General features: G+C 41.7%; 17 protein-coding genes and 2 pseudogenes. All 19 read right to left on the bottom strand.

All coding sequences use genetic code 11. The features are described from left to right. Positions 1–12 precede the first annotated feature (12 nt). Entirely contained in the window at positions 13–498 is a 486-nt protein-coding gene (locus NIE88_RS02655; protein WP_253058422.1) for a PTS sugar transporter subunit IIB, read from the bottom strand. Next, positions 498–1,235 (bottom strand): alpha/beta hydrolase, encoded by a 738-nt coding sequence (locus NIE88_RS02650; protein WP_253058420.1) that lies wholly within the window; start codon positions 1,233–1,235, stop codon positions 498–500. The genes NIE88_RS02655 and NIE88_RS02650 overlap by 1 nt, the downstream gene beginning before the upstream one ends. A 16-nt stretch (positions 1,236–1,251) precedes the next feature. Further along, entirely contained in the window at positions 1,252–1,671 is a 420-nt protein-coding gene (locus NIE88_RS02645) for a PTS sugar transporter subunit IIA (RefSeq protein ID WP_253058417.1), read from the bottom strand. A gap of 225 nt (positions 1,672–1,896) precedes the next feature. Further along, the gene (locus NIE88_RS02640) at positions 1,897–4,572 is read right to left on the bottom strand and encodes a sigma 54-interacting transcriptional regulator (protein WP_253058415.1); all 2,676 of its coding nucleotides are present in this window, start codon (positions 4,570–4,572) and stop codon (positions 1,897–1,899) included. Positions 4,573–4,804: 232 nt separating this feature from the next. After that, positions 4,805–7,750, bottom strand: coding sequence for a hypothetical protein (locus NIE88_RS02635; RefSeq protein ID WP_253058413.1), 2,946 nt, complete (start codon positions 7,748–7,750; stop codon positions 4,805–4,807). A gap of 56 nt (positions 7,751–7,806) precedes the next feature. After that, a complete protein-coding gene (locus NIE88_RS02630; protein WP_253058411.1) occupies positions 7,807–10,062 on the bottom strand; it encodes an alginate lyase family protein in 2,256 nt (751 codons plus the stop codon). 534 nt (positions 10,063–10,596) lie between these two features. Continuing rightward, on the bottom strand, positions 10,597–11,541 hold the full coding sequence (locus tag NIE88_RS02625; protein WP_253058409.1) for a sugar kinase: 945 nt from the start codon (positions 11,539–11,541) through the stop codon (positions 10,597–10,599). A 52-nt stretch (positions 11,542–11,593) separates the two neighbouring features. Next, positions 11,594–12,250, bottom strand: coding sequence for a bifunctional 2-keto-4-hydroxyglutarate aldolase/2-keto-3-deoxy-6-phosphogluconate aldolase (locus NIE88_RS02620; protein ID WP_253058407.1), 657 nt, complete (start codon positions 12,248–12,250; stop codon positions 11,594–11,596). A gap of 976 nt (positions 12,251–13,226) precedes the next feature. Continuing rightward, positions 13,227–13,988: an IclR family transcriptional regulator gene (locus NIE88_RS02615; RefSeq protein WP_253058405.1), complete on the bottom strand. Its 762-nt coding sequence runs from the start codon at positions 13,986–13,988 to the stop codon at positions 13,227–13,229. 134 nt (positions 13,989–14,122) lie between these two features. Beyond that, positions 14,123–14,962, bottom strand: coding sequence for a Cof-type HAD-IIB family hydrolase (locus NIE88_RS02610; protein WP_253058403.1), 840 nt, complete (start codon positions 14,960–14,962; stop codon positions 14,123–14,125). Between the two features lie 392 nt (positions 14,963–15,354). Then, positions 15,355–15,573, bottom strand: a pseudogene (locus NIE88_RS02605) (alpha-ketoacid dehydrogenase subunit beta); the annotation flags it as partial. After that, positions 15,561–16,444, bottom strand: a pseudogene (locus tag NIE88_RS02600) (thiamine pyrophosphate-dependent enzyme); the annotation flags it as partial. The pseudogenes NIE88_RS02600 and NIE88_RS02605, both read right to left, overlap by 13 nt. Positions 16,445–16,593: 149 nt before the next feature. Next, the gene (locus NIE88_RS02595; RefSeq protein WP_253058401.1) at positions 16,594–17,565 is read right to left on the bottom strand and encodes a sugar kinase; all 972 of its coding nucleotides are present in this window, start codon (positions 17,563–17,565) and stop codon (positions 16,594–16,596) included. A gap of 196 nt (positions 17,566–17,761) precedes the next feature. Beyond that, a complete protein-coding gene (locus tag NIE88_RS02590; protein WP_253058399.1) occupies positions 17,762–18,583 on the bottom strand; it encodes a sugar phosphate isomerase/epimerase family protein in 822 nt (273 codons plus the stop codon). 104 nt (positions 18,584–18,687) lie between these two features. Next, the gene (gene kduD / locus NIE88_RS02585) at positions 18,688–19,479 is read right to left on the bottom strand and encodes a 2-dehydro-3-deoxy-D-gluconate 5-dehydrogenase KduD (RefSeq protein WP_253058397.1); all 792 of its coding nucleotides are present in this window, start codon (positions 19,477–19,479) and stop codon (positions 18,688–18,690) included. A 215-nt stretch (positions 19,480–19,694) separates the two neighbouring features. Beyond that, entirely contained in the window at positions 19,695–20,819 is a 1,125-nt protein-coding gene (locus NIE88_RS02580; protein ID WP_253058395.1) for a glycoside hydrolase family 88 protein, read from the bottom strand. A gap of 27 nt (positions 20,820–20,846) precedes the next feature. Next, positions 20,847–22,649 carry a DUF2264 domain-containing protein gene (locus NIE88_RS02575; RefSeq protein WP_253058391.1) on the bottom strand — a complete coding sequence of 601 codons (1,803 nt, stop codon included), beginning with the start codon at positions 22,647–22,649 and terminating at the stop codon, positions 20,847–20,849. 79 nt (positions 22,650–22,728) lie between these two features. After that, complete coding sequence (locus NIE88_RS02570; protein ID WP_253058390.1) at positions 22,729–23,577, bottom strand: PTS system mannose/fructose/sorbose family transporter subunit IID; 849 nt, start codon at positions 23,575–23,577, stop codon at positions 22,729–22,731. Then, complete coding sequence (locus tag NIE88_RS02565; RefSeq protein ID WP_253058389.1) at positions 23,570–24,364, bottom strand: PTS mannose/fructose/sorbose/N-acetylgalactosamine transporter subunit IIC; 795 nt, start codon at positions 24,362–24,364, stop codon at positions 23,570–23,572. Before NIE88_RS02565 ends, NIE88_RS02570 begins: the two co-directional genes overlap by 8 nt. Between the last annotated feature and the right edge of the window lies 1 nt (position 24,365).

Here is a 24,365-nt window from a genome sequence, read left to right as displayed (position 1 = left end):
TCCCTCCTGTAATTAGCTGATTAGATCTTTTAGATTTTTCTTCGACTGATCAGGAACCAGTTGATAAATGACATCAATTCCCTTTTTAATTATGGATCTGAACTCATTTTTATCTTTTTCAGAGACAAAAAGATTGTCCGTCCACTTCTCTTTTTCAGACGTTTTTCCATCTGCCTTACCATAATTTCCAACATTTATAAATGGAATCGTCTTGACGTGCTGGCATAAATAATTTGCATCCTCTGGGTTATTGACAACAACCAAAATCTTCAGGGCATCCGCTCTTGGATTGTTGAGCAGTTCGCCCCCAGCTTCTCGACCTAGAACAATACACTTGACGTTGTCGGGGGTAGCCAGTTTCAATGTTGAAACCATCATCGGATTTTTTGCTGCTTCCTCATTAACAACGATAATTCGATCAACACCAAGCGCTTTTGTCCAGATCAGGGCAACCTGACCGTGAATCAAGCGTTCATCAATTCGAACCATTTTAATCATTACAGTTCCTCCTGTTCTTTCTCGAAATGCTGCTTTAGGAAACGGATTAAATCTTGCTTCCAAAGTGTAAAATCATGGAATCCATCATTCTGAACGTACTGGACATCTGCATGGCGCTCTTTTAAGAAATGATAAAGCTCTTGGGTATAGTGATTGAGCGGATCACGATCTCCGCATGCAAGACGAATTTCCGGCCGTTCATCATCCGTCAGTCGGTCAAAAAGCATATTCACATCGTTTTCTGTTCCTTCAAGGCCAAGTGAAAAGACCTTTTTGAATACTGGATCATTCCGATGGCGCTTATAGAAGATAAGTGCAGGTGAAAAAGCACCAATATACGAGAACTGGTTGTGATATTTAAAACCAAGTCGTAATGCTCCATAACCGCCCATGGATAAACCCGCAATGCCGTTGACAGCTCTTGTTCGTGTGAGTGAGAAGAGATCATGTACTTTGTCATAAAATTCGACACCAAGTGCCTCACCGAATTGATCACCGTTTGCGTGATCGGTATAGAAGCTGTTTTCGGCGGATGGACAAAGGAAAGCTATTCCGTACTGATCAGATAAACTCTCCAGATCCACGTGGCAAATCCAATCTGTATCGTCACCTTGAACACCATGCAGCAGTGTAAGACTGCCCCTATCGGTATCTTTGGGTTCATTGGGAAGAACAGCGGTGAAGTGTTTTTTCCTGTTTAATATTTTTGAAAAATAAGTGCCGGAGACAACAGTCATTGTACTCACCATTCCTTTAATTATCTAGAAAATCTTCCAGATTCTGAGCCGCCACCTGTTTATCAGTATCAATCACTTTCATTGAGGATCGTAAATCTTCTACAATTTTGACGACCTCCTCTTTGGTTTGAGCCGGAGACATAATTAATTCAATCAGGAGCGGCAGATTAACACCGCCGACCAGTACCACATTTGGCTGATCAAGCAGTACACGAGCTGCATTGCACATGCTTCCACCGGAAATATCGCCTAAAACAACGACAAAATCAGAAGGTTCAATCTTTTTTTTGATTTTTTCTATTATCTTATCCGGTGTTTCATTCCCAAGAAGCCCAAAACTGGATACATTCGGTTGCCTACCCATAATGTACTCCAAGGATCGATGCATCCCATTTGCGAGTTCGCTATGAGAAATTAATATAAATTTCCTAATCAATATTTTCCCCCCTCCACACAATTTGTCTTTTCATAATTATACAAAGCAATTTTCATGCCAGAAAAACAGTCAAATAAATAAAGTACTGATAGAAGCGCTTTCGGAACAAAAAGCGAACACTTTTATTAAAACGGTTTCAAAAACGGACACTTTATAAAAAAAAACAGACACATGGCTTTCATGTGTCATTGACGTTACGAATATACTGTACTACCTGTACAAATGCTAAATGATTTCCTTAAAAAGTTCATAAAGCAAATGAATCTCACTCCGATGAATAATTATATTGAATCGCTGTTCAGGACGTTTCAGAAGAGTATCAGATAAATTCACAAATTCCTTCTCCTTCTCATCAACAATCTCTGGAAAATGGTCTTCCTCATCATTGCCGTTCAGAACCAGCCGTTCGAACATCATCGATAAGTGCATAAATATATTGAACTTCTTGTATCCTTTTAACTGAATTCCAAAATGGGATTCATAACCGGCAATAATTTGTTCGGACTCACTAATCACAACATCGGGATTCAATATTTTCAATCGAGCGGCAACGCCTTCAATTGAAAACAGTTTTATTAGCTGGGTCATCATTTTTTGGAAATTTTGTCTATCCATAAATGGCGAGATCACTTCCCAAAGTACCCGCTCCCCATTCTCTCTTAGCGCATCGTAAATATTCAGGATTGGAAAATGACTGTTTTTCTGTTCCAGATTATTGGTCGTGATGAGAAGGCATGTGTTTGAAATGTTCGCCTCCTGCTCATCTGAAAAGAGCTCGCGTACCTTTTTGTATTCTAAAGTGATCAGTCTCAGCGTTCCCGGCCGGATAAAGGATGCAAGAATTTCCTTAATTCGCTCGGCGATCCCTAATCCGGACATACAAGAGATCAGAATATTTTTTTCTACCGACTCAAAATACTGAGCCTCAATTTTGTACGTTTTCGCAGCCGAATCGGTAATCTCTTTAAAAGGTACATTATTGATCATCTTAACGCCTACATCAAGAGCAACCGGAGTCGTTAAATAATTAATGATCAGCAATTCTCCTTTGACATTGTTCTTGATTGAGGCATACAGTCTTCCAAGTGATCCCATATCGACGATCAGGATCAATCCGTCCGACTGATCGAAGCAGCGTAGGAAATCACGTACTTTCGCAATGATCTCGGTAACTGAGCTTGTAATCGGCATATCAAATGCCTCAAACACGAAGGTTCCGTACATTCGATTGACAACTTCCTGTATGCTCGATGCCGTACTGTTGCCATGAGCAATCAGCAAACCCATTAGATTAATCTTCTCATCCACATAATTGTGTATCAAAATAATTGATAGAATTTCGAACATTTCATCTTTAACTTCCAGAAGCAGCGGTTCAGAGCTGCTTAGCAAGTGTAACAGGTACGTTGCTTTCGGATATCTGACTCTAAGAATTTCCATAAGCCGAGCATAATCATTTCGATGAGAATGACGACTGCTTGAACTGTAGAAATAAGAGAGGAGCTCCAATAGTTCATTAATCAGATCCTGACTTTTTGTAATCCCATACTTTTCAAAAAAAGTTGCCATAGCCCGTCCTGTCTTCCGGAGTAAAAAATCGTTCCATAACGAACTCACAACCCAGCTTTTATTTCGTTCAGACCTTATTGTTTTTACTAGACTTTGGCAGGCAATATAAAATTCAGTCCAGTTTCCGCTTTCCTCCATTTCCTTACGTTTTATATCAAACTCGTCAAACAAATCTTTTAGTGTTTGAAACCCTGCAGTATGTTCGATCGCTGGTTCGTTCTCATCAGCCGCACCGACAATAAGATCCGTCATATGTTCATAATTGATCGTTAAGTTCTCATCAGCCAAACGAATCAAATGTGCTGGCATTTCATTCAAAGTAATTTCAAGCATTTCGCCTTGATTATTCGTAATGTAGGCATTGGCACAGCTCAGTTGAATCATATTTCGAATACCACCGATATTTCCTTCTACCGAACCAGAGGCGAGTAGTTGAATGACATTTCCATTAATTTTTATTCTTTTTTTCAGCCGTTCCCCTTCTTGTCGGTAAAACGTCTGAATGAGACTGATTCGCTCGAAGGAATAGCGTTTGCTTAATGGGAGAAGGTTCACCTTAACGCTGATCCTTCTCCTGAATGTCTCTAGAAGAACATGATTGCTATTTTCGGTTGTCGCAAAGATTAGATGCACATTAGCGTGCTGCCACTTCTCATTTTCCCCAAGTTTTGTAAATCGCCCTTTGTCCATAAACAAAAATAATTTTTCCTGATTTTCAAAGGAAAGACGATGAATTTCATCAAGGAAAAGATAACCGCCATCTGCGTAATTTAGTAAGCCAAGACGGTCATTTTCTGCTCCGGTAAAACTCCCTTTTCTATATCCGAAAAGCATACCAGATAAGAGTTCGGGGTTATTTGCATAGTCCGCACAATTTAATATCTTAAATGGAGCATCCGATGCGATCAGGTGCTTTTGTTTTGCGTACTTATAGATTAGTGAAGCGAGAAAACTCTTCCCCACGCCGCTTTCTCCGGTTATCAGAATTGGCAATCCGTTGGGCGGATAGGTGATCGCTGCTCGACATTGCTTAATTACTTCTCTTTGACTGCCTTCGGCACCAATAAATGACAGAAACACATCCTGACCTGTTTTTGATGCTTTATCGGTTGTTTGGCTGTCAGCCCCAATTTCATGCCCAATTTGATGGATCTTCCAGTACACCGGTTTTTTCCCAATCTTCCTGACCATACCTTTTTGGTGCATTTGATTTAAATGGCTGCTTGTTACCGTGCGACTTAAACCTAGCTTTGCCGCAATCTGCTGCGTTGTCGCCACCGATTGCAGGTCGTGCAAAATGGACAGGACTCTGTTTTCCGTTTTTGTTTTCATTGAAAATGCCTCCGATAAGTAAAGCGTTTTCATTATTTTCTATTATACCGATTTCAGGATGAACGTCCAATAGTGTTAATGTATGTTTTACACTGTGGAGCCTAAAATAAGTTTTGATTCAGGTTAAATTTGGAGCAAAGTGAAAAAATCCACGCTTTTCATTCGTGGATTTTTAAGTTAATGATTTGAGCTTTTTAGGTCCTTCATGATTCCTAAGCTGATATCGGTCCTCTTATTGAGTCTCGTAACGAATGCCAAAAATATGGAATTCGCCCCTTGAAGAGATGCCCGGATAAGCTGGATCGGTATCCGGACCAGGTTCATCTACCTGTAGTTTAATATATCGGAATAACTTGTCCGTCACTCCATCTTTAACCGCAATTTTTTCGATTGAATTTGTCTGAGAAGTTGGCCGTGTCGTCATAAGCGTCCAGGTCAAACCGTCACTTGATCCATATACATTTGCCCCTTGAAGGCGATTCGGAAAACCGGTTCGTGCCTCAAAGGCAAAGGAACTTGCCGAAATGGCATCATGCTCACCAAAGTCAAAGATGATCGGAGTTAACAGATTGCCATCATAAGTAACCGGGTCATCATCAATTAGATTTCCGAGGCTGCTCTTTGCCATTCCCGTTACTGTCGCCACAATTGAATCGTAGGCATTATAGTTGAGGCTGCCATCAGAAAGCTTTGGATTCAACAATTCCAATTTGTCGATTTTATCAGCCAAGGTCTGCAATGTTTCAAGGAACACAGCGTCATTGTCTTGTTTGAGGAGTTCTTCAACCTTTTCCTGTTGCTGCTTTACCGCATTAACTGATTCAGATGTATATGTCTGGGTTGCATCATAAGCATCAAGTACCGCCTGCAATGCCTGCGCTCTCGTATCCTCAACGGCAAAGTTCAGCTGTTTGGTGCACACAATTCCGTTATTCACTACACGAACAAGTACGGAAATGGGTTTAGCAGTTCGTTCATTCGGTGTCCATGTGATTACTCCTCTCTGATCAATCTTCATACCATCAGGAGCGTCTTCTAATGAGAATACAGCACCCGCGGTGTTCGTTGTATCTAGCTTTTTTTCAAATGAACTATTTTTAATAAGATAATTGGTAGCGTCGTCAGGTTCATTAATTGCGGGAACAGAGGTCTGAATACCACCCGGCCGATTTATATAGACTAATTGATCAAAGTCAACATGCGTGCTGCTGTGACCAGCAATTACTGCATAAAAGTCCATATAACCCAGCTGTTTGGCTGTTCTTGATGATAGCTCATCGTCACGTGTTGAATAAACCAAGTTGATCCATTGACCCTTTGTATCCGGTATCTCAACCTGTTGATAAGGTTCCGTATTGCTGTTTCCGCCGCTGATCAACAGTTTAGCTTTACCATTAGACCGTATGCGTAGTGTGACATAACCGGCATCTCCGTCTCCCTTAACCAACGAAGACAAGGCAATTTGATTGCCTCCGCGCACCGTTGTCTTATCTTTGGGGTAAAGACGGTCATAGTCAGTTTCCTTAATCTCTTTCTGGTTTTTCACCGCCTGAACTCGGACAAAGCTTGTGTTTTTTTTGTTAACAAACTTAGCCCTTACGCGATCCAGAATGGTTCCCCGTTTGGAAAAGCTGACATTGGAGTTGCTTGGCTGGGCAACGGGGAGGGTAACTGATGAATCCTTACGAATCGCAGTCGGAATGGACAACCAATATTCACAGCCAATCTCCGTCATTTTATTATCACTGTAGCTGCCCCAGAAATTGGTGAGCGTCGTGCCATCGTAGAAAATCGGAGCACTGAGATTCTCCGCTGCATGAACAACACTTGGTGCGATCTTGGTGAGCTTGGTCTTTGACATATGCTCCTGATAGCGATAAACATCGTATAATTCGCTCAGACTGAAATATTTACCCATTCTGCCACGGCTATCCGTTGAAATCGTGCCACCGTAATCGATAATTTTATCTGTACCGTTTGCGACAACCGCCGGATAATCTTTTCCGCCGTCTTCCGCAAATTGTGTCCAAGGAATCGTATAACCGGCATTGTAGCGATAGAATTGCTCAATTCCGGCCAGCAGCCGATTATTTAGAAATTCATACGGTGTTTGTGATTTAGGTGCGGTTGATACCGTTCCCTTTTGCGGGTCTATCCTTGTTCCCTGCTGTGAAAGGATTCTGGCAATACCAATAAGGTCCAGCACATCGTCTTTGGCATGATTTTGATCCCGGCCCATTTCCAGATGCTGCACATAGGAACGACCAATAGGATTACGCGGATCTTTGCCGTCAACCTGATGAAAAAGATTAGCTAGTGAACCATTAATATCCGGTTTATCCGTGTTGGCATTGACCATTGCCCACTCGACCGCTTGATCATAAACTTTTTTATCATTCTTAAAAATAGAACCAGCAAAAACACCCGTTATTGAATAGAGATGTTGATTGAAATACTTATTATTGGATGGCAGAAACGTCTTCATAACCGGATCAATCAGATTTTGGATTAGTTTCTGATTGTCGTCATTGGTCCAATTCAAATTAACCGGCTCCGTGTTGCCATCGCTCTTGTCCGGATCTGTATACAACGGATCATTCACCGTCGTATATTTTAAAAGTTCCGCAGCACTGACCATGTAATAAAACGGAACCGGGACATGAATATGTGCATCTGCATAATAGGAAAATTGGCTAGAATCCATATGTTCCCAGATGCGAACCAAGCGAATCGCATTATACCGATATTGTTTGTTACCAGTCAGATAGTACATGATTGCCTGAGTATAGGCTCGAAAACCATCGGCACTTAAGGTCATTTCCTGACTGCTTTTTTTGAAGGTTGAATCCTTGGGTGTATCAAAAGTGCCTGCCTTCAAATTCGAAGCTTTGAAAGTCGTTGATGCGTAGTCACTGGAAGCCATCGCTTGATAATAAGCAGTCCACGGTTGCTTTTGCTTAACCAGCTGTCGACGTGTTTCCTGTAAACGATAGGGGTCGACGCTGATCCCCGGGTGAACAAAACCATTCTTTTTTGTGATCAACAGCTTCACTCGATTGTTAACCTGCAGTACATTTGACGCAGGCTCAGCGGATACCTGGGAACCAAAGGGTATTCCGATCCCTGCAAGTAAGAGCAACACTGCAAAGCAGTGCAGCACAACGTGCCTTTTTTTCATAGTGCTCACCTCTCGTTCTTTGTTTGCTGTCATCATGCACAAATAAGTCACGTCTTTCAATGCGATCTTTTATTTCTAATCGTCAGCCTTATCGATTGATGCACTGATGCATTTTTTACGGCACCGGCAGATAGTGATGCATGAATTTTTGATTTAGGCTGTTTTATTAACTCAGCCACAAATGCCCCTTGTTTGTTAACCGAGGTTCGCAAATAGGGCTTCAATTTACTTGATAAATGCCAGCGGACATCTTTTAATTCCGAATCGGTCTTAACCTGTGCGGAAACAATGAAACGATCACCAATTTTCGACAAAGATTTAGTGTTTGATTTGAGATCAAGAGATACGGAATACTTCTTATCTCTGAAAATCATTGCCCCATAATAAGCAGCAGGTACCTTAGCCTCATTCAGAGTCCCCTGTTTTCTGGACAGCACCTCCGCAGCTTCTTCAACTGCGGAAACGTCGGTGTCGACAGATACTTGATTTAGATAGTGATTTGCGACGATTTCAAAAACACTGGCTCCGGTGCCTCTTGAACGGTCAGAGATGAACGTTTTAGAAGGTACATTCCCGCCCATGTTATATTTGGCATTGTAGCTAGTGCCGCTAAGAAGGCGGTTTTGGTATGCACTAAATAAATCAATTCCCTGATTCCAAGCAATGTCACATTGATAAGCAAGACCAGTCAGTCCCATCTGGGCATGAACCTGATCGCGGCTACTTTCCTGAGATTCGCCGGATGGATAGATATAGTTGGACAGTGCCCCCATTGAAGGATATGCTTTGCCTCTCACATCTCCCAAATAAAATTGTTTCATCGCTGTGTTGAACAGCTGCGTGTCATTCAGGTACACGCCGGCGGCCATATTAAATCCGCCTATTAATGCATCCCAGTTTCCGTTTGCCTGCGGGTAGTATTCACCGGTCTTTGCAATCATCATGGTTCTGATAAAGTGTTCAAATGCCTGAATGTCCTTATCTTGCCATTTATCTTCTTGCGGAATCTTAGGATCATTGTTATAGACATTTTTTAAGATTTCCGCTGCATTTAAGAAATCTGGACCGACAAGCGCAAATCTTAATTTTGCATCATTCCCATGACCAACCTCTTTTAAACTGTATGACCATTCATTTAAAATTTCGATGGCCTTTTTGGCATTGGCAATACTGCCATCCATATACCATCTGAGTGCATTATAGTGAGCAGCTGTTCCATCCTTTGTGAATTGTGTTCCTCCTATATTAGGATTATTATATGGCCCCACATCAATAAGCGATTGCGGATTGGGTTGGTAATCGGAATCAGACAGTCCAGAATCCTTAATTTCTTTATATCCTTTCCCATAGACGGTACCCAAATTGTCTTTATTGATCTTCATATTTTTAAGATCATCAATGGTATAGTAGATTCCCGGATGCTGAAATTTAAAGTCGTCAGCAGCATAGGGAACCTGTGATTCGGCACGATACTTTTTGCCTATATAGGTCACATCAAAATAATCAAGATTTGGCCCGTCATAAACGCCTTGCCCCGGTGGAGCCTGAATCCCCAATGTCAGATCATTTACGCCCGATTTAAAATACACATTCATGTAATTATTGTTCCATTTCACATTGTTTCTTACCTTTTCATAGTTGTTGTCCGTCTGTGAATCAGCCTGCGTGAAGTTGTCGTCATTGTACCCGGAAATATTGAAAATCATCCAGCCGGTCCATCCTTCGTCACTTAACGGATCACGTTCATTATTAATCGTAATGCGGAGATTTCGTTCATCACGAATGTTGCGATTGGCATTTAGTGATTTGCCATTCACCTTTATTTCCGATTCTGTAGCAGGATTATTATATCTGAAACGAATTCGATAATAACCCGATTTTGGTACCTGAACTTTCCATGTGACTGTGTCCTGCCCCTCGGGAATTGTATTCAAATAACTGCTTGCATCCGCGACTGGATTGCTGAAGTCAACGAATTGGCCATTTGAAGCGTGATTCAGGACAATGGAATCTTTTAAATCCACATCTTTCAGCCCGTCTGCATATGTTTCCTGATTTGAAACGCTAATGCCGCTTGCTACAGGAACGGCATCACCATTTTTTCTAATATATATATTTCCGGTCTTTTTATAAAATTTTTCCGCCTCATATCTTTGACTGTACACTGACTGCTTTTTCCTTTGCTCAATTTTTGCCGATTGTTTATCTTTTAATTTTTTTTGTGCCTGAACGGGCTGAACACTGGTTAATGCTGATAAAATCAGGAAAGTGTCCAGTAATAAAACCAGAATCGCATGCACTGTTTTTTTCATTCTCTTCCCCTCTTCTTCACATGATTAAAAACGACTTTTTTGCTTGAAAAAACTCTTCAAGCCAGTAAATAAAGCGTTTACATTTATTTGTAATCCTCTCCTCACTTTTTGTCTTTTGCAATCTGTTCGCTCTTCATTATGCAAATTACGTGCCAGCATTCTGTCGTGACAATAAGACTCTTGTTCCACGTGAGCAAACAATAGGTCTATGGAACCTAAGTGACTCACCGAAATGGAATTGATTAAACCACATAATTGTCAAACTAGTCTGATCCGATTAATACCATGGAATTAAGATTTTTTGTGTTATAAATTTATGAAATCTCTATACGTCGCCGCAAAAAAGAGAAACGGTTAATGTCGTCGACACAATCTGCTGAATTTTTTTATTGCGCTGGCGTTTGTCCTGACAATCGATTTATTTTTTTAATGGTTGAATAGGTCCGCCAAATAATGCATTGTATACAGACAAACGCCCATGGACATTCAATCATACATAGATGTCCATCGACGTCTGAATTTATAAGAATTGAATCATCTTTTAACATCACCATTTGGCGTTTTCAACCAGTCAAGTACATAGCGCTCCGAAATCGGAATCCAATCTCCCTTGACGGTATGCTTAAGCAGCGCGATTGCAATTGCAAAGTCAACCGTTTTTTCTAAATTCATATTCTGAAGAATACCATGCAAAATCCCTGCAGCGAACGCATCTCCACCACCAATTCGATCGACAATCGGAATAAGCTGGTAACTTTTGGAGGCAATAAATTGACCATCTTTCCAAAAAATTCCCTGTAGACTGTTATCTGAAGTTGAGATCACATGACGATTCGTTGCATACAATGCCTTGATATTTGGGAAACGCTGATTGATTTTCTGGTAGCATATCTCCATGTTGCCAGGTCTGGCAATGGAAGGATCAATATCAAAAAAATTACGAGCGTCTAAGTAATTGGCACAGCAATAACTGATCTTGGGCAATACATGGCTGATGGCCGACTTTGCCTGGCCTATCGTCCACATCGATGGACGAAAATTGATATCAAGGCTAATTTGAATGTTCCGGTTAAATGCTTCCTGAATCAATTTCTGTCCATATTGTCGCCATTTTTCTGACAAAGCAAACGTGATTCCAGTAATATGGAAAAGCGTGACTCCATCAAAGAGTTTGTCAAAATCCCATTCACCGATATCCATTTCTGCAATCGCCGAATTTAGCCGATCATATATGATTTTTGAATAACGAAGGCTGTCACCACTTTCCAAATAATAAACCCCGATTCGACTGCCTCCTCGAAGCACTTGTGAGGTATCTACATCATTGGCATGTAATGTGCGAACGGCAGCATCACCCAAGGGCGAATCGGGCAGCTTAGTGGCAAAATGAACACAATGCCCGAGGTTTGCCAAAATGGAAGCTACATTTGCCTCTGCCCCTCCATAATGAACATTTAACCGATGGCTACTGTTAAGCAAGTTGCCCCGCTCCGTTGATAGACGCAACAGTAGTTCACCAAGACACAATATTTCAGACATATTGTTCACGCAACTGATGGTACTTATTGATAAAAGCACGTGCAACTTCAGTAATTTTAGCAAAGTCATTAGTTGCCGCTGGTTTAAGAAGGCTTCCACCAACACCGATCACCCTACACCCTGCTTTGTACCAATCCCCCAGATTGTCAAGACTAATTCCACCGGAAGGCATAATTTCAAGTTGCGGAAGTGGTGCAATGACATCCTTGACAAATGCCGGTCCGACGACATTGCTTGGGAACAATTTAACAATATCCGACCCTGCTTGCATTGCACTTTTCATCTCATTAACCGACATGCAACCGGGGATATACGGAACCTGATACAGGTTGCATAAAGCGGCCGTTGCCGAGTCGAAAGTTGGTGATACTACGAATTTTGCACCTGCTGCAATGGCATCATGGGCCGAATGTGCGTCAAGAACTGTTCCTGCTCCAATCACAACTTCCGAGTTATCAGCATAATCAGTAACTAATTTTTTAATGACCGTATCTGCATCCGGAACCGTAAAAGTCAGTTCAATACTTTTTACATCACCACTAATCAGCGCATCCGCTATTTTCAATGCTTTATCTGTTGATTCCGCACGTAACACTGCAACGATTCCATTATTTTCAAGCTGTGATAAAACCGCTACCTTTCGAAGCATAAAACCGCCACCTTAATTTCTTATTTGTAAAATTGATTTATCATTAATAAACTTTATTCTATTGTACGTCATTTTTGCATTCGTGTAAACCCTTTCTTTTCATCCGATTGTTCCAAATAAGAACACCTTTTTTAGAATTTAAATAGCAAAAACTAAAAAAAAGAAAAACCAGGCAAGAAGCGCCCGATCCGTACTTCTACAGGATACGGTAGCTTTTGCGTTGCATGAAGCATGCTGGTTCTTCATTAAATAACAAGTAAAAAATAAGCGGAGATATTCCGGTTATTTGCACCTTGAGCTTGTTTCGCGGGCAAATAAGGGTAATTTTTCCGTCTATTTATCAGATTGAGCGCTTACCTGATCGTCCAACCAAATCTTATGATCTTATCGTCGTACCAGCAAAGCACAACGCTAAACTCTCTTTTCTTGTTGAGAAAAACCGGGCAAAAAGCGACCGCTCGGGATGCGGCTTGGATCCTCAATCTTATTCCTGAGCGACACTTCAGTTGCTCGCTTGCCGCGGGTGGACCGCGAGTCTCCTCAGACAAGCAAAAATCTGCGGGGTCTCGCACCTCCGCTTTGATTCTCGGCCAAGACACTGGTTTATTCGTTTAAATACGGGGCAAAATTATATACTTTCTTTACTAGTAAGAAAAACCGCTGTTTGTTTGTTCTTTAACAAAAAAAGTAATAATTGGAGACAACGTTGACTGCGTATAAGAGGAATCATGCACGGGTACTGAATAATAAAAGGGGCATCTTATCAAAGTTTTAACTGCTATGACTTGCATTATTGGATAGAAAACGAATATGCTCGTATTAAGCTCGATAGAAAAGAGAAGTGAAAAAAATTCGCGTTTTTCCTCACTTCTCTTTTCTTCCATCAGCTCATCAACCGATATGCAAAAGTATTTAATTGATTTGGCATTAACAACTCAACCAGGCTCAAATAGAGTTGATCATAATAGAACAATAATCATCTGTTCAGCTTTTGCTCTATTTGCTGCTTCGTTTCCTTTAATCGTTCAATAATCTGTTCTTTTTTTTCATCTGATAAACGAAAGAGCGGTGAACTGACACTGATCAATCCTTCTAATGCCTGACTGCTTTTTAATGCGACGGCGACACAAAATATATCGTCTTCATTTTCCTGATCGTCTGATGCATAGCCCCTCTGTCGAGTCATCTGCAATTCCTGAAGCAAGTGTTCTTTATCACAGATTGTATTTCTGGCTTTTTTTACTATTTTAACGCGATCCAGATAAGAAAGGATCTCAGCTTCATCTTGTTCAGCGAGATAGGCTTTTCCCATTGCTGAACAATACAGATCAACCGAATGACCGACTTGTGAGCGCAGAATAATTCGACTTTTTGCATTGAGCTTTTTTATGTAAATAATCTGATCGCGATCATAAACTCCTAAGTGAACCGTTTCGCCAATCTTTTCATTTAGTTCGATTAAATAGGGTTCAGCAATGGAAATGACACTGAATGACTTTTTCGCTGCTTCGCCATAGCTGATCAGCTTCGTCCCCAGTGTATAGCGTTTGGTTCCTTCTTCACGTTTGACAAAGTCAATCATGCATAGTGTATTTAAAATTTTCAACACCGTAGATTTGCTTGTATTCAATGATGTATAGATCTTTTGCAGGTTAACCGGCTGATCCTCATGTTCAAGAAAATCAAGAATCTGCTTTGCACGCAGGATAACCGTTCCATATGGTTTATTTTCTGTCATATTTTCACCATCCGCCAATGGCTACAATTGGCCCACTCCAATTTGCAACCATTCAAATCATATTTCTAAGGTTAGTCCAACTATGTAATTATAGACGATACCTAATGAAGAATCAAATGATGCAGCAGAATTTCCTATGCAAGCACATAATCATAGATGACTTTAGCGACACCGCATTCGTCATTTGATAAAGTGACTGCATCGGAGACCTTTAACAGTTCATGGCAAGCATTAGCCATTGCGACACCCATTCCCGCACTTTTAATCATCTGTATGTCATTTTCGTTGTCGCCTACACAAATAACACATGATAAATCGATATTCAGATGATTGGCCAGATCGCTTACACCAATTGCCTTATTAACGCCCCTTCGGTTGACATCAATGTAGTTGAGATCGGACTGCGCAACATTAAAAAGTTGTGCCGCCTCTAGCTCAAGTCTTATTTTATAATACTTCTTCTCATCCGGTTCCATAATACTTGCCTTTAAAATTGAACCCGAATGTGTTGCCAGTTCCTCAGCCAATTTTTCACGCTGATTACAAACAATCAATCGCCGATGTCCCGCTACCGACTTTTGAATTTTAGTAACCTGAGTATCTGTAACTGATTTATTCGTGATATTAGATGTGGACGTTGAGAAAAATACGCGAGCATTATATTTATCGATAACACTTGCAACTTTATTCACTTGATTCTTATTCAATGCATATCGCGAAATCACTTGCTTTTGTTTGTGATCATCTATATAAGTATAAGCACCATTCAGACAGATTGCATAACCTTGAATCCCCATGGTGTCAATCAATTCCTGAACGGAAGAAGGGGATCTTCCGGACGCGACAGCGATTTTTATTCCATGGCTGTGGGCTTCCCGTATTGCTTTTCTGTTTATTTCAGGTAGGTCTTTATTTGAATCCATGAGGGTTCCATCAACATCAATGCACATTAATTTATATTTTCCGCCAGCCAAATGCCTCTCACCTCAATTACTTACTGAATTTTTCAATTCTGGTGTTGAAAGTGCCTTAGCTGTAACCGCAACGACATGCCTAAAACCGCATCAAAGCGTCTTGATCATCAATAACATGTCATTTGAGTTCAGAAGGCTTCAATAAGAATTCTATGTGCAAAAAGTCTTCATATACCGCGTTCCTTATTGACGTTCACAGTCAAGATAAATACAATAGTTCTGATTTGTCACATCAGCAATCGATATGAAGGCAATATTTTCACGTTGTCCCTTTGTACGACATGCCTCATCTCTCCAAAAACCGTGATGTCTTTCGTTATCCGCAATTAAAACTGCTTCTGCACAATTGTAAGGTGCTTTAAACTGAATGTCTCGATCCGTCAGCGCCGCTAATGCAGTGTCAGCCTCATCGCCAGACCGCCAATTCCTGATTCGGCAAGTGGTGTGTCAAACACACGATCCTCGCCAAACTCCTTCCGAAGACCTTCGATTGCCCGAAATACACCGTCGTTTTTGCCGACATCCTCGCCGAACACAAGTACATTCGGATCATCTTCTAGCGATTGACGCATTGCATCTGTAATTGCCTTTATCATTGTCATTTTCCCCATCTTAGTGTGTAGTCGGCGATTTGTTCCTCCAAGGTGTGGGGCGGTTTTTCATACATATTTTTCAGTAAATCCGTAACCTTTTGGTTTGGAACCTGGTTTGCAGCAGCCAGTGCCTCGGACACATCTTTTTTTGCCTCTTCCACGACCTCATCCTCCAAACCTTTGTTCCACAGCTTTTTATCTTGCAAATAATTTCGGAACCGGATCAGTGGATCCTTCTTTTCCCATTCGTCCGTCAAATTTTCTGAACGGTAACGCGTCGGATCATCGCCGGACATCGTATGCGAACCATAGCGGTAGGTCAGCATTTCAATTAATGTTGGTTCTCCATTCAGTGCCGCCGTTCTTGCCTCTTTTACTGCCTGATAAACAGCAAGTGGGATCCATACCGTCTACTCGGATCGCGGAAATTCCGGCAGCTATCGCTTTTTGTGCCAGTATTTTTGCAGCTGTCTGCTGCTCGACAGGAACAGAAATTGCAAATCGTTTGTTTTGGCAGATAAAAATCGCTGGAGCCTTAAAGACACCCGCAAAATTCATTCCTTCATAAAAGTCGCCCTGCGATGTTGCTCCATCACCTAAATAAGCAACCGCAACGTTGGACTTACCTCTCTTTTTCAGCCCCACGGCAATGCCTGTCGTTTACGTCACCTGAGCGGCAATGATAATTTGTTGAGACAACCCCCCGAACATCTTTCGCAATTTGATTGCCGAGAAAGTGCCCTTTTGAAAATAAAACGGCTTTATAAAGCGGTAATCCATGAAATACAAGCGAAGGTATGTCACGGAATGTCGGAACAATCCAGTCTTCTTTCTCCAATGCAAATTCGTTTGCAACCATTGATGCTTCCTGTCCAGCCACCGGAGCATAAGCTCAACAAGTTGGCCATCCGATAGATCTGTTGCATGGCTGCTGCCGGTCATTTGTCTCATTTCATCAATAATCTGCCCGTGCCGTCTGCTCATTCATTGTTGCCACGTTTCGAGCATCGCCTTGAACAGCCACATTTCTTACCCCTTTTAATACGATTTGGCTAATTCTGTTTTTTCCATAAATGCCTGAAGCTGTCCGGTTGACGGAAGCCCATCATTATCACCGAGACTCTGCAATTGAATGGAACCGATCGCATTGCCACGTAACAAAGTCTCTCGATCACTCAATCCTTCAAGCTTCGCTGAAACCACACCTGAAACAAATCCGTCTCCGGCACCAATACGATCCACAATATGCTTGGTAATATAGTTCGGTACGAGTAGTTCTTCAAATCCTCCATCAGGTCGCACCTTTTTCGTGTAAGAACCTATATCTACAAGATTGATAATGACCTGCTTCACACCCTTTTTCAGAAAGAAATCCGCCATTTTTTCTTTTTCGGTTTCCCCACTCAGCGCTCTTGCTTCCTTGATGTTCGGCATAACAATATCAGAGAGGAATGCAATTTCATTTGTCCGTCGAATCATTTCTTCTTCTGAATCCCAAATGACCGGTCTCAGATTCGGATCAAAAGTAATCGTTAGCCCATGCTGTCTGGCCGCCTTAATCAGTGCCAACGTTGTCTGATAAGCTGAAACGCTTAAACCAGCAAGGATGCCCCCTAGATGCAAAATTTTTGCGCCGTTGAAATTGATATTTTCTACCGATTCTGGGGTAATCGTTGATGAAGCGCTTCCTTTTCGAAAGTAAAAAGTTTCCGGACTTCCATCATCCGACAACGCTTTCAACATGAATCCTGTTTGCTGCTTTGATGTTTTCAATACACTTTCTGTATCAATTTTTTCTTTTTTAAGAAAATTGATCACCGTTTTACCAAATGGATCTTCCCCGACCTGTGTCAGAAAAGTTACCGAATGACCAAGTCGTGCAACACCAACCGAAACGTTGACATCCGCGCCGGCCATATAACGAGTAAAATGCGCGACATCGCTCAACGCACCCTTTTCATCCGCAATAAACAACACCATCGGTTCACCAGCAGTAATTAATTCACTCATCTTTATCCCTCCAAATAGTTAATTGATTCATCAGGCGGCATGATTACGCCTTATTCGGTGTATTATTAAGAAACTAATTTTATATATAATAAACCATGTATTTATTTTATCGCATATACATTTATCTGTAAACGTTTTATTGTTTTTTTTAAAATTTTCCCCATTATTTTTGTGAATTTCACTATGCTTATAATCGTTAACAAATTCGTTCTAGATGATGAATATAATCAGCATACTGCCGTAGTGCAACATCCCCCTCATCAATTTCCGGATGCCAGAATTTTTCCCATTCAATCGTATAATACCCGCTGTATCGGTTCTGTTTGAGCAGTCGATAAATTGATTTCAAAGGAATATCTCCTTCTCCCGGCAGACAAAATCGATAACCGATTTCGCTGTCATCCAATGTTGAATCTTTCCAATGAGTATGAACAATCCACTCACCTAGAAGTGCCCATGTCTGTTCAGGACTTTCCCCGGCGATCCGATACGTATGATGCACATCCCATATCAATTTAAAGTAGGGAGAATCCATTTGCTCCATAACGCTCCTGATCTGCGTGCCGCCTGACCAGTCACCATGCGTTTCCAACAAAAGGACAACCTGATATTCTTCTGCAATGCTAAGTAATTTGCTTAAATGACTTAGCGCGATATGGGTTGCTGCTTCTCTGGATCTATCTTTTATTCTCCCCCCAAATATCCGAACATAGTTAGTGTGCAATCGTTTACACATCCAGCAATATTTTCTTAATTCGATTTGATCTTCAGCGCGCTGATCCGAAGAATCCGTCATTAGTCGAATCGGACTGCACAGACAGGAAACACCTAAACCAGCTTTTTTTATTTTTTCGTTCGTTAGATTGATTTCAGTTGAAAATTCAGGGAATTTATAGAATTGGCTTTCTCCACGATATCTACTAAGGTCAAGGGCATTATAGCCATAAGCCTTTGCTTTGGCTATTAAGCCATCAATGTCTGAGTCAGGACAGGCCAATGTTGAAAAAGATAAATTCATCGTACGCCTCCAGCATATAAAAACCCCCAGCAGACCAAGCTTTGGCTTGTTTACCGGGGGTTTACATTTTTTTCCTTCCTTATTATTAGAAGGATTAAAAACAATTATCTTACCAACCAACCGCCATCAACGGCAAGAATATGACCGTTTACATAATCGGAAGCGCGGCTTGCCAAGAACACAGCTGTTCCCATCAGTTCGTACGGTTCAGCCCAGTGTCCGGCTGGAATACGATCCAAGATTTCTTTATTTCGTGCTTCGTCGGCACGAATTGGGGCAGTGTTCGCCGTCTTGATATAGCCCGGTGCAATGGCATTCACCTGAATGTTATAAACACCCAGCTCATTTGCGAATGCCTTTGTAATACCAGCGACACCATGCTTGCTGGCGGTATATGGAGGAATAAATTTACCGCCTTGGAATGAAAGCATAGAACCAATGTTAATGATTTTACCATGTTTCTGTTCTGCAAATACTTTTGCCACTTCATGAGACAAGTAATAAACTGCATTCAAGTTAATATTCATTACAAATTCCCAATCAGAGTCCTTATATTCGAGTAAAGGTGCACGACGGATCGTACCAGCATTGTTAATCAGAATATCAATATGCCCGAATGCTTTAAGCGCAGCATCAACGACTTGCTTCGGTGATTCTTTCTTTGTTAAATCAATATCGATAAATTCAACTTTACGTCCTTTTTCTTCGATAAGGGCACGCGTTTTATCCCAATCGACAGTTCCAAACGTAGGAATAAAAATATCCGCACCGGCTTCTGCCAAAGCAACTGCATAGCCTTGTCCAAGTCCAGTATTGGCACCGGTGATAATCGCTACTTTTCCAGTCAGGTCAAACCAGTTCAACTTAAATTCATCCAATTTATTTTCTGAACCCATCTCAATCGCACTCCTTGTATAAATTAGTTTTTATTCATCAGCCAGCACATGCTGACCGACACACAATCAGTGCAGGACACTGATCAAGTGACCAGATTAAGCAAGCGTCGAGTTTCTTTATAATAAAATATATATCCTATTAGGAAACTATATACATATTATAGTTTACGATGTTCAATTATGCAAGCCCTTTCTTTCGGAATTAATCTTTTCAATTACCAGAGCAGAAAATCGTGATTTTGCAATCTCAAAATGGCTTCAACAAAATAATAATCTCCATAGATGATTGGTACATGGGTCCATTTTTCATCATGGTATGAACCTGTGCCATAATCGATAATTCCGTCTTCATCATCATCCCAGTTCGCATACTTTTCCTCAATCGCCTTTAAGATTCGAATGGCCGCATCTCCATACAAATCTTTTTCAAAATCCGGTACATGTTTAGCAATTTCCAGCATTCCGCATGCTGCACATGTTCCTGCGGTTGTGTCCCACATGACTGGTTCTTTAGGTGCCCTAAAATCAACAAGCGGAATAAAACCGGTATTTGAGACGTTGGCAATAAAATAATGAGCAACTTTTTTTGCAGTCTCAAGATAGGTTTTCTTTCCGGTATGAAGATATGCAAGCGCGAATCCGTAAATGGCCCAGGATTGACCGCGTGACCATGACGAGCCTGAAGCATAGCCTTGTCCGCCGGGTGTCTCAAGTAATTCACCGTTTGTAGGGTCAAATACGCCAATATGGTTCACAGAACCGTCTTCACGAACAATGTATTTTTGCACGGTATCCGCGTGATCTTCCGCTACATAGCCAAAGCGAGGATCGCCGAGCGCTTTCTTTGCCCAAAATAACGTTTGAATATTAATCATACTGTCAATAATGACCCATCCTGCACGATCACGATTCCATGAGCGAATAAATTTACCACGCGGATTATAACGACCGGCAAGCAGGGCTGCCGCATGAAGGCCACGCTGCAAAGAACGTTCATTTCCTGTCAATTGATAGTCGGCAATCGCCGTTGGCTGCCACATAAATCCCACATCATGGTGCAGTCCTTTGTAGATGTCAAATGCTTTATCCAGCCGCTCCTCAACCTTCTCAGCGGTTTCCCGGAATATCGTTTTTTTGGTGGCATGATATAATTGCCAAAGTATGCCGCCCCAGAATCCATTCGTCCACCAAATAATATCCTTTTGACCCATATCCTCATATTTTCCATTTTCAGGTATATAAGGAATTCCTGATTCAAGACGTTCGCATTCTGCTTCGATTTTCCGTTCAATTTTGGCTTGAACTTCCGCACTCCATGTTTTTGTTGTCTGATTAATCATTTCACCTCGTCCTTTCCATATAACCTTTCATTGTTGCCGACTTTTGTTCAGATCAACAACAATATGCCGTTCATTCTGAGTGATTTCCAGCCGTCCATTATCCATAACGGCAACAGGCACATCCGATGGATTCCATAGTTCTTTTGGTGAACCATAAACAAAACAGCCAATCCATGACTTTCCAACCGTCAGTCGTTTATAAAGAACGGGAATGGCATTTTTTTCACAGTTATACAAATTACTGTTCGGATCCTGAGGTACAACCATCGGCTTTCGATTTCCAAATGCATCGATTACTGCACTCGTACCTGAATGACTGCTGAGTCGGATCGAGTGTTCATCGGCAATCGGTTGGTTAAATTTCTCATTCCACTCGAACTGTGGAAATCCTCCTTCATAGGAATCCAAACTGAACTTTGCATCCACACAATGAATACGTATATGCCAGAGGCTGTTTAGCGGAATCAGCCAAGTTCGGATAAAAACATAGGGTTGCTCCTGCCACTCACTGTACCCGTACTCTGATGTCTGCCAACCGTGCAAAATCTGCGTTCGTGAAAAAAATTGTCGGCTACCGGCAACTGCCAATGCCAATGTCGAATCACAGGCAGAGTGTTCGATCCCCGAGACATCCCTAGAAATATTAAATCCATAGTAAGTGGAATAACAAAATTTTCCGTATTTCTCACTTGTATGGAGAATCGGGAGCCGGCTGCATTGTGTCGTCGATAGTAAATAATTCGCCGCTGAAAGATGATCATGGACAGCCAGAAAACCTCCGTGCTTTAAATTTCGAATACCCATTTTTGCCGGATAAGACGCCTCCTCAATGGTCCAAAACGGATGATGTTCGGGTAACAGCAGTAAGATAAACGTCTTAAAGGCCCACGCTGGAGAACCGGAAGCATTATAATCTTCTGACATAATTAAGTTTGGGTAGCCATAGCCAATTGACAGTTGTCCCGTTGCCGAGAAGATCGGCTGCTCGGACCACCAGCGTAAATTTCGAAAAATAATCCCTTTCATCACGGAAAGCGGAAACGGGCGCCTGCCAGAGACGACCATTGCTGACCAGAACGCAACATGGGCAAACCGATAGGTAAGACTGCGTCCAAAGGGCACGGATCGACCCTCCGAATCGAACCAGTAGATAAAATCTTTGGCGAAGCGTTCGGCACGTTTCCCATATAATTCTTTTTCCGGACCTTCTGGAAGCAAGGTCGAATACAGCAGTCCGTAATAATGAAAAGCAAAGGGAACATAATAATCCCTCTGCCCCGCAAAACCGTCAAAATACCATCCGTCACCAACGTACATCGATTCAATGCTTTTTAAAGCACGATCCATAGCTTCTTGGCTGTAACGCATCTGATTGACTTTTAAACCATAATTGATCAACACGGCAAAGAACAGCCAATTTCCCCTCGGCAATTCACATTGATTGACCGAATTCAGCCATTCTTGCAATTGCTTACGCTCAATGTCATTGAAATAACGCAATAATCGTTCCTTGCAGTAGGCAAGACCAAATCCAAACACTGCCGATTCCACAACAATCTGACGTGTTTTCGTCGTTGCCTTGGGCCAATACTGATCGTACTTCGGACAAATGCCTGATTTTATTCTTTTGATATATGCATCCGTTTCAGGTGAACGGTCACCAGATGCAATCAAAGAAAAGATTCCCCATAACGGGCGAGCAAATAATTCGAAGGCACGAATCGGCTTACCATAGGCTGCACCGGTCTGACCATCTTCTTGATCGATATCCGGCAGCATCGATGTCATCCATTGAATCAGATCTGTCCGTGCGTTCAAAATAACGCTCATCATTTAAACCTCCCACATGTCACAGAAAAACTTTTCCGAACTCTTTGGGGAGATCGGAAAAAATTATTGCTTTGATGTTTTATTTTGTTGGAGCAACTCCCGTAATTCCAAGAACAGTTAAAACAACCGCCAGCACAAAAATAAATACCATCACTCTTACCGGTTTGTTTTTCTTGCGTAAGTAGAAGAAGGAGCCCACAACCAGCGAAAGCGGGAGCAACCCGGGAAGAATCGAGTCTAAAATGGTTTGCAGTTTAAATGACTGACCTGCCAGTTTCGTTGCGAAAACGGTATCAAATTTCACATACTGTGCGCTCATTGCCCCAACCATCATTAGGCCCATAACGGAGAATGCTTTTGTCAGCACTTTAAATGTGCCATTAGCCATCGTTTCTCCGATGAACTTGCTGCCAGCCTTGTATCCGACGATTGATCCATAGTAACGAATGAGGAAGTTAGGAATATTATAAACAAGTGCAAAGATAATGGGGCCAAGAATACTTCCTTGCTGACACAAACCGATTGCAACACCGGTTGCCACAATTCGCAGTGTTCCGACGTAAATTGAATCACCAATTCCTGCCAATGGCCCCATCAGTGAAGCCTTCAAAGCTTCAATGGATTTGTTATCAAAGGTATCGATCGCCCGTTTTCTTTCTTCTTCCATGGAGATCACAAGTCCCATAATAAACGGTGCCATGCCCGGCGTTGTATTAAAGAATGACTGGTGTCTTCCCAGACTCTTGTAAAATTCATCACTGTCTTTACCGTAAATACGCTGCAGAAATGGGATAAGTGCCCATGCGAAGGTCACACCTTGCTGCTTTGTATAGCTCGTGCAGAACATTAATGGATTGGCACGCCAGAACAGTTGCCAGATCAATTTTCGTTCATTTCCCTCCAGCTTAAGCAGATTACTTTTACTCATCGAAGAATCCCTCACTTTCATCCGCACTGCCCATGTTCGTAGCCGGTGCCGGTTTATTAATATGCTTCAATTCATTAAAACCAACAATTGCCGCAAAGCATAGGGACAGGAAGGCAACACTGATCAGGTTTCCTTTAAAGAAGATAACCAAAGCAAAGCCAATAAAGAAGTAAGCAGCCAGATCTCTGGTCCATAATGTTTTGAGCAGTAATGCCATTCCTAATGCCGGGAGCATACCTGCGGCTACGGTCAGTGAATTCTGCGCCCATGTAGGGATGGCATCAACGAGTGCTTTTACTGCATTCGAACCGGCTAATATTGCGATAAAGCCAAAGGCAAAATACATAAGATTATAGGTACAAAACTGAACCCACCAAAGCCGTTTAAAGGCAGCAAGGTTTTTTTCTCGGGCGTACTTTTCAAACTTCGTTACCATGGATGTAATCCAGACTTTAAACACCGCGTATAAGAGAGAGCCAAGCAAACTAAGCGGAATTGACAGTGCGATACCAACCGATATTTTCTGATCCAGAATCAGAGCAAATCCGGCACCAAAAATGGCACCGAACCCATAATCCTGAGGCATCACACCGCCAAGACTAACGGTTCCAAGATAAACGAGTTCCAGTGCGGCACCCATCGTTATTCCTTCAACGGGTTTGCCTAACAGAAAACCAAGTACCGTCACACAGAACAATGGACGACTTAAATACAATGTTCCGTACCAATCCGTGAATTTTGTAAACATCAAGCTTAAGCCTACTGCAAATGCTTGGTAAAGCAGCATA

Source organism: Sporolactobacillus shoreicorticis, from assembly GCF_024125445.1.
Lineage (GTDB): Bacteria > Bacillota > Bacilli > Bacillales > Sporolactobacillaceae > Sporolactobacillus > Sporolactobacillus shoreicorticis.
This window is presented reverse-complemented; position numbering and strand designations above follow the sequence as displayed.

Excerpts from the sequence above, each read along its gene's own strand:
- NIE88_RS02615 (WP_253058405.1), bottom strand. The coding sequence starts at position 13,988 with ATGACAGAAAATAAACCATATGGAACGGTTATCCTGCGTGCAAAGCAG.
- NIE88_RS02620 (WP_253058407.1), bottom strand. The coding sequence starts at position 12,250 with ATGCTTCGAAAGGTAGCGGTTTTATCACAGCTTGAAAATAATGGAATC.
- NIE88_RS02595 (WP_253058401.1), bottom strand. The coding sequence starts at position 17,565 with ATGAGTGAATTAATTACTGCTGGTGAACCGATGGTGTTGTTTATTGCG.
- NIE88_RS02650 (WP_253058420.1), bottom strand. The coding sequence starts at position 1,235 with ATGACTGTTGTCTCCGGCACTTATTTTTCAAAAATATTAAACAGGAAA.
- NIE88_RS02630 (WP_253058411.1), bottom strand. The coding sequence starts at position 10,062 with ATGAAAAAAACAGTGCATGCGATTCTGGTTTTATTACTGGACACTTTC.
- NIE88_RS02570 (WP_253058390.1), bottom strand. The coding sequence starts at position 23,577 with ATGAGTAAAAGTAATCTGCTTAAGCTGGAGGGAAATGAACGAAAATTG.
- NIE88_RS02590 (WP_253058399.1), bottom strand. The coding sequence starts at position 18,583 with ATGAATTTATCTTTTTCAACATTGGCCTGTCCTGACTCAGACATTGAT.
- NIE88_RS02575 (WP_253058391.1), bottom strand. The coding sequence starts at position 22,649 with ATGAGCGTTATTTTGAACGCACGGACAGATCTGATTCAATGGATGACA.
- NIE88_RS02565 (WP_253058389.1), bottom strand. The coding sequence starts at position 24,364 with ATGCTGCTTTACCAAGCATTTGCAGTAGGCTTAAGCTTGATGTTTACA.
- kduD (WP_253058397.1), bottom strand. The coding sequence starts at position 19,479 with ATGGGTTCAGAAAATAAATTGGATGAATTTAAGTTGAACTGGTTTGAC.
- NIE88_RS02640 (WP_253058415.1), bottom strand. The coding sequence starts at position 4,572 with ATGAAAACAAAAACGGAAAACAGAGTCCTGTCCATTTTGCACGACCTG.
- NIE88_RS02655 (WP_253058422.1), bottom strand. The coding sequence starts at position 498 with ATGATTAAAATGGTTCGAATTGATGAACGCTTGATTCACGGTCAGGTT.
- NIE88_RS02580 (WP_253058395.1), bottom strand. The coding sequence starts at position 20,819 with ATGATTAATCAGACAACAAAAACATGGAGTGCGGAAGTTCAAGCCAAA.
- NIE88_RS02635 (WP_253058413.1), bottom strand. The coding sequence starts at position 7,750 with ATGAAAAAAAGGCACGTTGTGCTGCACTGCTTTGCAGTGTTGCTCTTA.